Genomic DNA, 7,522 nt, shown 5'->3' on the forward strand with positions numbered 1-7,522 from the left:
CAGTAAACTGGCTGGGGCAGGGCGTCTAGCGCCACGCCCCACGGGTATCAATCACCACTTTTTCGGCAACCCGCGCCCGCGGAATGCGCTTGAACGGTTTATGGTCGACAAGCAGAACCAGAATATCCGCTTCCTCAAGCGCTTGTGCCGTGTCGCACATCACCACGCCTTTTGAGGCAAGACTTTTCGGCAGCTCCGAAATGTTGGGCTCTACCGCCATCAGGCCAGCGCCCAGCGCGTCCGCCAGTTTTTCGGTGATATCCATTGCCGGGCTTGCACGCAGGTCATCAATATCCGGTTTGAAGGCAAGGCCGAGGCACGCCACTTTGGGCGCGCGGAATTTGTTGGCTGCCTTCAGCACCTTGGCGATCACCACTTCGGGCTTATGGTCGTTCACCTCCCGCGCGGTGCGGATCAGGCGGGCTTCCTCCGGCGCTACATCCACAATGAACCATGGGTCGACGGCGATGCAGTGGCCGCCCACACCGGGGCCGGGGTTGAGGATATTGACCCGCGGGTGTTTGTTCGCGAGCTCAATCAGCTCAAACACATCGATATCCAGCTTGTCGCAGATGAGCGAAAGCTCGTTTGCATAGGCGATATTGACGTCGCGGAAGGAGTTTTCGGCCAGCTTCGCCAGCTCGGCTGTCGCCGCACTTGTGACAAAACAGTTGCCCTGCACAAAATGTTCATAAAGCGCGACGGCGCGTTCGCTGCATTCCTCGCTCATACCGCCGACGATGCGGTCGTTCTGCACAAGCTCAATCAGCACGCGGCCGGGTAGTACACGCTCGGGGCAGTGGGCGGCATAGTAGGCTTTGCCCACACCGCCCTTGGCCGCAAGGTCGGGCCGTTCTTCTTCAAGCCATGCGCACATGGCGGCAGTAGCCCCCGGCGGCACGGTTGATTCGAGGACGATCAGGTTGCCTTCCTCCACATAGGGCGCAATGGAGCGGGTGGCGGCTTCCACATAGCTGAGGTCCGCGCGGTGGCCTTCCTTGAAGGGCGTCGGGACCGCCACAATAAAAGCATCCGCCTTTGCGGGTTTGTTCTGCGCTACCAGTGAGCCGTTCGAAACCACACCTTGCAGCAGGCCATCAAGGTCAACCTCGACAATATGCGCCTTGCCCGAGTTGATGCTATCCACAGCCTTCGGGTTGACGTCAGTGCCCGTAACCTGAAGGCCGGTTTTGGCGAAGACCGCCGCCGTGGGCAGGCCGATGTAGCCAAGACCAACAACACAAAGGGATTTAAACGAATGCATGCCTGATTGCTCCTGCGATGCGGGCAGATGCCTCACCGTCGCCGTAGGGATTATGGGCCATGGCCATGGCCTTGTAGGTTTGTTCATCGTCGAGAAGGCGGGTCGCCTCTGCCATTATGCGGTCAACATCGGTGCCCACAAGGCGCACGGTGCCTGCTTCAACCGCTTCTGGCCGTTCGGTATTCTCTCGCATGACAAGGACCGGTTTGCCAAGGGACGGCGCTTCTTCCTGCACACCACCAGAATCGGTGAGGATCAGGTCCGCCCGGTTCATCAGATAGACAAAGGACGGATAGTCCTGCGGGCTGATGAGATGTACGTTTGCGAGATTGCCAAGGTTTTCATGCACCGGTCCCTTCACATTCGGGTTGAGGTGCACGGGGTAGACAATCTCCACATCGTCGCGTTCCGCCAGTTTGGCCAGCGCCGTGCAGATATTGCGGAACCCGTCACCAAAGCTTTCACGCCGGTGGCCGGTAACCAGAATGGTGCGTTTGCTGGCGTCGAGAAACTCGAACTGTTTGCGGAAGCTGCCATCAAGGGCTGCGTCCCCGGTGATCTTGTCCCGCGCCCAGAAAAGCGCATCGATCACCGTGTTGCCGGTGACAATCACCTTCTCAGGCGAGATGCCCTCCGCCAGCAGGTTATCGCGCGAGCGTTCGGTGGGCGCGAAACAGAGGTCAGACAGCCGGTCGGTGATCTGCCGGTTCGCTTCCTCGGGCCAGGGCGAATACAGGTTATGGGTACGCAGGCCCGCTTCCACATGGCCGATGGCGATTTTCTGGTAATAAGCCGCGAGCGAGGCGGACATTGTGGTGTTGGTATCACCGTGTACCAGCACCATGTCCGGCTTCTCGTCCTCAAGCACGCCGGTGAGGCCGGTGAGGATGCGGGCGGTCACATCAGCCAGGCCCTGCGCGTCTTTCATGATGTTGAGGTCATGATCAACGCGGAGGTCAAAGAACTGCATGACCTGATCGAGCATATCGCGGTGTTGGGCCGTTATGCACACCCGGTTCTCAACCCAGTCCAGCCCCTCAAAGGCGCGAACAACGGGTGCCATCTTGATGGCTTCCGGGCGGGTGCCAAAAATGTGCATCAGTTTCATGGCTTTGCCCCTGTATTCAGGCAGCGGGCATACACGTCCGCATAGTTGGCGACGCTGTTGCGCCAGTTGCGCACATTGCACACGAAATCGCGGCCAGCGGCCAGTATTTCCGGCCACGTGGCGCGGTCTTCAATCAGCGAATGGCACACATCAGCGAAGCTTTCGGCGTCGTCGGCGCGGAACAGGCGGCCTGTGCGGCTGTCATCAATCAGTTCACGGTGGCCGCCAATATCGCTCGCCAGCACCAGCCGTTTCATTGCCATGGCTTCAAGCGGTTTGAGCGGCGTCACGGTTTCCGTGAGCCTGATGGAATGGCGCGGATACACCATGATATCACACAGGCTATAATAGCGGCGCACTTCGCTGTGCGGCACACGGCCGGTGAAAATCACATGATTCTCAAGCCCGAGGTCCGCAACCGCTGCTTTGAGCGCGGCGTCAGTCGGCCCGCCACCCACGAGCAGCAAGGCAACATCCGGGCGCCTCGCGATGAGGCGCGGCAGCGCACGAATAAGGAACTCAAGCCCCTCATAGGCATAGAAGGAGCCAATGAAACCCAGCACGGTTTTGCCCTGAAGACCAAGGCTTGCGGCCAGCGCTTCGTCTTGTACCTCAATCGGCGGGAACTTGTCGGTATCGACCGCGTTTGGAATGACAGTGATTTTATCTTCCGCAATACCGCGTGCGGCGATATCGGACCGCAGCCCTTCACAAATGGTGGTCACCGCGGTGGCCTTGCGGAAAGCGCGGGTCTCGAGCGCACGGGTCATACGGTAGCGCAGGCTGCCGGTTTTGGTGGTGCCGTGGTCGACTGCCGCGTCCTCCCAGAAGGCGCGCACTTCATAAACAATAGGCAAGGCGCCACGGGCTTTATTGCCGGGGAAGAAGTTCAGCACAGGCGAATGCGCGTGCAGAATGTCTGGCTTCACTTCGGGAATCAGCGCCTCAAGCCGGGTTGCGGTTTGCTGCATTTCACGCAGCATCGCGAAAGGGGTGGGCAGCCATGAAGGCGCGCCTTCGTTCGGTGTGCGGTGAATGGTCCAGCCGTCTTCCACGTCTGCGAGGCTCGTCCCCTTGCCGTGGCGCGGCGTGGTGAAAAGCACAGGCTCCCATCCCATAGCCTTCTGTGCCGCCATGATCGACATGGTGCGGTACACATACCCGCTTTGGTGAGGTAACGAATGGTCAAGAATGTGCAAAATGCGCATAAGCCGCTAAATACCTGATCTGCCCCCTGAATGCTGGGCTAAATCTGCACCAGTGGGTAGAAAATGTACAGGGGGCAATAAGCAGAAAAGCCCTAGTGGTTGATGCGGTGTGTGATGATCGCGAGCGCGTCACGGAGTTGCGGCAAGGCTTGGTCGAACGCCAGCACACCTTCCTCAATCAACTCCGGTGCGCGGTGGAATTCCATCAGGCCGATATGGCCAATACGCGGGTTGATCGACACATCCGGCGGGTCCCCCGCGAGGCGGGAGCGTGAGAGCCGGTTCTGCATGATATTGAGGCTGGCCATCAGGTTGGCGAACATGCTGGGCTCGTCCTTCTTGTGGCCAAAGAACTTGCGGAACATTGAAGCTTTCTGCGGGCTGCGCTGCAGCACCGCGTCTTCCGCTCCTTCGGTGAATACGCCGTAGTCATCGCTCTTGAGCGCGCCCGCCGCTTGTGCACGGTTGCGGCCATAAAGGTCTTCCGACAGGTTCACCGCAATCACGATATCGCAGCCTGCCGCGCGGCATACCGACACCGGCACAGGGTTCACAAGCGCACCGTCCACCAGCCAGCGGCCATCACGCTTTTGCGGCTCAAAAATGCCGGGGATGGCAAAGCTGGCACGCAGCGCGCCAGACATCTCACCCTCATCAAGCCAGATTTCATGCCCGCTTTTCAATTCACATGCGACAGCGGTGAAGGGGATCTTCATCTCAGAGAAGTCCACATTGCCGAACTTCTCTTCCATCAGGCGGTTCAGCTTGTCGCTGCCAAACAGGCCGGAGCCGAAACGCAGGTCCAGAAGGCGAAGGAAGTTGAGCTCTTTCAGGCTGCAGGCCCATTCCTCGATCACATCAAGGTTGCCGCTCGCCATTGCGCCGCCCACAACCGCGCCGATCGAGGTGCCGGCGATCATATCAATATGGATGCCTTCAGCCTGCAGGCGTTTGATCACACCAATATGGGCCCAGCCGCGTGCGACGCCCGCGCCAAGCGCAAGCCCAACCTTGGGGCGGCGCAGCTGCGCAGGCTGTTCGGGCGCATCAACAGTTGTTTCGCTGTCGCGCGGGGCGGGTTGATCGCTTTTTTTCAGCAGTCCAAGCATGGTGCAGTAGGGCCTTCCTTAATCTTCCGGCTAACTTCATGGAAACGGTATGCAAACGCAAGGCCGATCTGGGGCAGGGGGCTATTTGCTGCGTGCGGGCTCGAAGCCGAGGATATCACCCGGTTGGCAGTCCAGATATTCGCAGATGGCTTCAAGGGTGGCGAATCGCACCCCCTTCACCTTGCCCGATTTGAGAAGGCTCAGGTTGGCTTCCGTGATGCCGATATGTGCCGCAAGGTCTTTGGACTTTACCTTGCGCTCCGCCAGCACGACATCGAGACGAACAACGATTGGCATATCCGTCTCCCTATATAATTTCGTTGAGCTCATCGCGCTGGGCGCGGCCAATGCGCATCATGTGCGCAATACAAAGTGCCATCAGTGCGGGGATAAGGCTCAGCAGGTCATCGCTGCCCACATTGACCATCAGCGCACGTTCGCCCGGTGGGTTGGTGGCGGTGAGCACCAGCACAAGCGCCGTATCACTAAGCCAACGCACAAGTGCGTGCCACAGCAGAAGCTTGCCTGCGCGGAAGCAATAGCGTTCCGACGCGGCATTGAACCAGTCACCACGTTCGGCCATACGAATGAGCGGCAGCAGGCATATCAGCGCCCAGGCGAAAATCACCGCGGGCAGGCCGGTCACGATAAATCCGCCGATGCGCTGCCACAGCAGCAGCCGGTCAAAGCCGCCAAACTGGTCCACAAGGGCCGTATTGCTGACCAGCTTGAAGGTGCTGGGGTCGGCCCACATCCACACAATGGGCAGGAAAACCGCGAGAATCGATACGTATATCACCCAGCGAAACGCCACGAGGCTGCGGATTCGCGTGTTGTTCCCGTTATCACTCATGGGTGGTTCGTTCCTTAATTTCGTCACAAAATTATTGTTTTACAGAAAAATATTATCTGTTAATGATATATCGACCGCAGCAAAAAGGAAAGAACGATGAAGGGAAAGATCACACCGCTGTTTGTGCTCATCTCCTTCATTCTGTTGGTCACGATTGTCGCCATCATGGGGATGAAGGGGGTTCATGCTTCCGAGGGCGATAGCGAGGAAGAGTTGAGGCAACCCAAAGGGCCGCTTGTTGTGCCGATCTATCCGATGTTTCGCGAGGACACCGGGGAAGAAGCACGCAAGCTGCCTGAAGGGGCTGACTTCCGGGATAGCTATATTGTGCTGGAGGACGGCTCCGTCATGTCGGTGGCGGACTGGATTCTCGGCTCGCTCACCAAGAATGACACCGGTGTGGGCATGAGCGACTATCAGAGCAGGCTTTTCCTCGGCCAGGTCGCGCGCTCCATGGCAGGCATGAATGAGGACCTGATCAACAGGAGCCTCACGCACTCGGGCCCGGCTATCCCTTATACCGAGGGTGACCCGCTGCCCATGCCGCTTGAGATTCTCAAGGGCCTCAAGAATATGCTGTTCCCTGAAATGCCCAAGAACTGGTCCCCGGCCACGGCCGGCGGCGGCTTTTCGCGTAACCGCTGGCAGGAAGGCCATGCGGCGGTGCTCTTTGAGCGGCAGATGTCGGAAGCCATGTTCCGCAACTCGGGCGACCTTTGGGAATCAGGCACCATGCAGAACATGCTGCGTGACTATAAGAAGGGCATGAAGCCGGAATTCGGTGATTCCCTTGAGCTTGGCGCCGCGCCTGATTCTACGGTCTCGCAGCCTGAATAGCTGATTCACCCCTGTATTCCTGCGGTTTCGCCTCATACCTCGGCGATTCACCGCTCCCTGATTCAGTGATTTTCCCCTGTGATTTGCCTGCCGAGGGTATTGCTGCATCCCGGCATGCGATTCATTCGCCTAAAACCACTCTTTATATATGGCAGAAAAAAACGCCTGATCGGGCAGGGGAAATCAGCAGGAATTGAGTCACGCTTTTTAGGGGGTGATTTGCCCGATTTGCCCTCTCTCCATGTTTATTTTACCCCTGCTTTGCCGGGCACACGCAAATGAACGGTAATATAGTTGCGCGCATATACGCATTCTTAACACATTCGGATAGAAAATGAGGTTTCGGGCGGTAAAATGCGCTTTTTTCGAAAAAACGCAAAAAAGGTGTTTACAGGGTGCCAAACCACCCCTATAACCCGCCTCCACCGACGGGGTGCACCGCCAAGCGCGACACACCGACGGGGCGGCGACCGGGGAAACCTAACGGTCTGAAACGGAAGCCGAATTTGCTCTTTGACATAGTGAGATGGAAGGGAGATGTGGACGGTGGTCTGAGTGACTGTTGTCTAGATCTCAAGGATACTCCGGAGGTTGTTTACGACCTCTTATGTATCCAGCTACTTCGAGAGAAGTAGCGTCAGTGAATTCTTGAGCACAACGGCTTATGTTGTTGTGAGGAAGATTTTCAAGATTGTGTGAAGGACGATGGTCTTTAGGGACCATTAGATGGTTCCTTGGTCAACTTGAGAGTTTGATCCTGGCTCAGAACGAACGCTGGCGGCACGCCTAACACATGCAAGTCGAACGAGAAGCTACCTTCGGGTGGTGGACAGTGGCGGACGGGTGAGTAACACGTGGGAACATGCCTTTCGGTAAGGAACAACGCCTGGAAACGGGTGCTAATACCTTATACGCCCTCAGGGGGAAAGATTTATCGCCGAGAGATTGGCCCGCGTTAGATTAGCTAGTTGGTGAGGTAATGGCTCACCAAGGCTACGATCTATAGCTGGTTTGAGAGGATGATCAGCCACACTGGGACTGAGACACGGCCCAGACTCCTACGGGAGGCAGCAGTGGGGAATATTGGACAATGGGGGCAACCCTGATCCAGCGATGCCGCGTGAGTGATGAAGGCCTTAGGGT

7 protein-coding genes and 1 rRNA gene are annotated in these 7,522 nt (G+C 57.7%); 2 read left to right on the top strand and 6 right to left on the bottom strand.

Annotation, left to right across the window (positions count from 1 at the left end):
• Nucleotides 1-25 precede the first annotated feature (25 nt).
• From wecC to B150_RS0111555, 6 genes are all read right to left on the bottom strand, one after another.
• On the bottom strand, nt 26-1,264 hold the full coding sequence (wecC, locus tag B150_RS0111530; RefSeq protein ID WP_020400085.1) for a UDP-N-acetyl-D-mannosamine dehydrogenase: 1,239 nt from the start codon (nt 1,262-1,264) through the stop codon (nt 26-28).
• Complete coding sequence (gene wecB / locus B150_RS0111535; RefSeq protein WP_020400086.1) at nt 1,251-2,372, bottom strand: non-hydrolyzing UDP-N-acetylglucosamine 2-epimerase; 1,122 nt, start codon at nt 2,370-2,372, stop codon at nt 1,251-1,253. The genes wecC and wecB overlap by 14 nt, the downstream gene beginning before the upstream one ends.
• A complete protein-coding gene (locus tag B150_RS0111540; RefSeq protein ID WP_025896658.1) occupies nt 2,369-3,580 on the bottom strand; it encodes a TIGR04063 family PEP-CTERM/XrtA system glycosyltransferase in 1,212 nt (403 codons plus the stop codon). Before B150_RS0111540 ends, wecB begins: the two co-directional genes overlap by 4 nt.
• A 92-nt stretch (nt 3,581-3,672) precedes the next feature.
• A complete protein-coding gene (locus B150_RS0111545; protein ID WP_020400088.1) occupies nt 3,673-4,689 on the bottom strand; it encodes a patatin-like phospholipase family protein in 1,017 nt (338 codons plus the stop codon).
• 81 nt (nt 4,690-4,770) lie between these two features.
• Nucleotides 4,771-4,986: a helix-turn-helix domain-containing protein gene (locus tag B150_RS0111550; protein WP_020400089.1), complete on the bottom strand. Its 216-nt coding sequence runs from the start codon at nt 4,984-4,986 to the stop codon at nt 4,771-4,773.
• A gap of 10 nt (nt 4,987-4,996) precedes the next feature.
• Nucleotides 4,997-5,542, bottom strand: coding sequence for a DUF2975 domain-containing protein (locus tag B150_RS0111555; RefSeq protein ID WP_020400090.1), 546 nt, complete (start codon nt 5,540-5,542; stop codon nt 4,997-4,999).
• Between the two features lie 96 nt (nt 5,543-5,638).
• Between B150_RS0111555 and B150_RS0111560 the strand changes: the two genes are divergently transcribed.
• Both B150_RS0111560 and B150_RS0111565 read left to right on the top strand, forming a co-directional pair.
• Nucleotides 5,639-6,379 carry a hypothetical protein gene (locus B150_RS0111560; protein WP_020400091.1) on the top strand — a complete coding sequence of 247 codons (741 nt, stop codon included), beginning with the start codon at nt 5,639-5,641 and terminating at the stop codon, nt 6,377-6,379.
• A gap of 739 nt (nt 6,380-7,118) precedes the next feature.
• A 16S ribosomal RNA gene (locus tag B150_RS0111565) occupies nt 7,119-7,522 on the top strand; the annotation flags it as partial.

It is taken from the genome of Kordiimonas gwangyangensis DSM 19435 = JCM 12864 (assembly GCF_000375545.1).
GTDB classification, from domain to species: domain Bacteria; phylum Pseudomonadota; class Alphaproteobacteria; order Sphingomonadales; family Kordiimonadaceae; genus Kordiimonas; species Kordiimonas gwangyangensis.

Excerpts from the sequence above, each read along its gene's own strand:
- wecB (WP_020400086.1), bottom strand. The coding sequence starts at position 2,372 with ATGAAACTGATGCACATTTTTGGCACCCGCCCGGAAGCCATCAAGATG.
- B150_RS0111560 (WP_020400091.1), top strand. The coding sequence starts at position 5,639 with ATGAAGGGAAAGATCACACCGCTGTTTGTGCTCATCTCCTTCATTCTG.
- wecC (WP_020400085.1), bottom strand. The coding sequence starts at position 1,264 with ATGCATTCGTTTAAATCCCTTTGTGTTGTTGGTCTTGGCTACATCGGC.
- B150_RS0111555 (WP_020400090.1), bottom strand. The coding sequence starts at position 5,542 with ATGAGTGATAACGGGAACAACACGCGAATCCGCAGCCTCGTGGCGTTT.
- B150_RS0111550 (WP_020400089.1), bottom strand. The coding sequence starts at position 4,986 with ATGCCAATCGTTGTTCGTCTCGATGTCGTGCTGGCGGAGCGCAAGGTA.
- B150_RS0111545 (WP_020400088.1), bottom strand. The coding sequence starts at position 4,689 with ATGCTTGGACTGCTGAAAAAAAGCGATCAACCCGCCCCGCGCGACAGC.
- B150_RS0111540 (WP_025896658.1), bottom strand. The coding sequence starts at position 3,580 with ATGCGCATTTTGCACATTCTTGACCATTCGTTACCTCACCAAAGCGGG.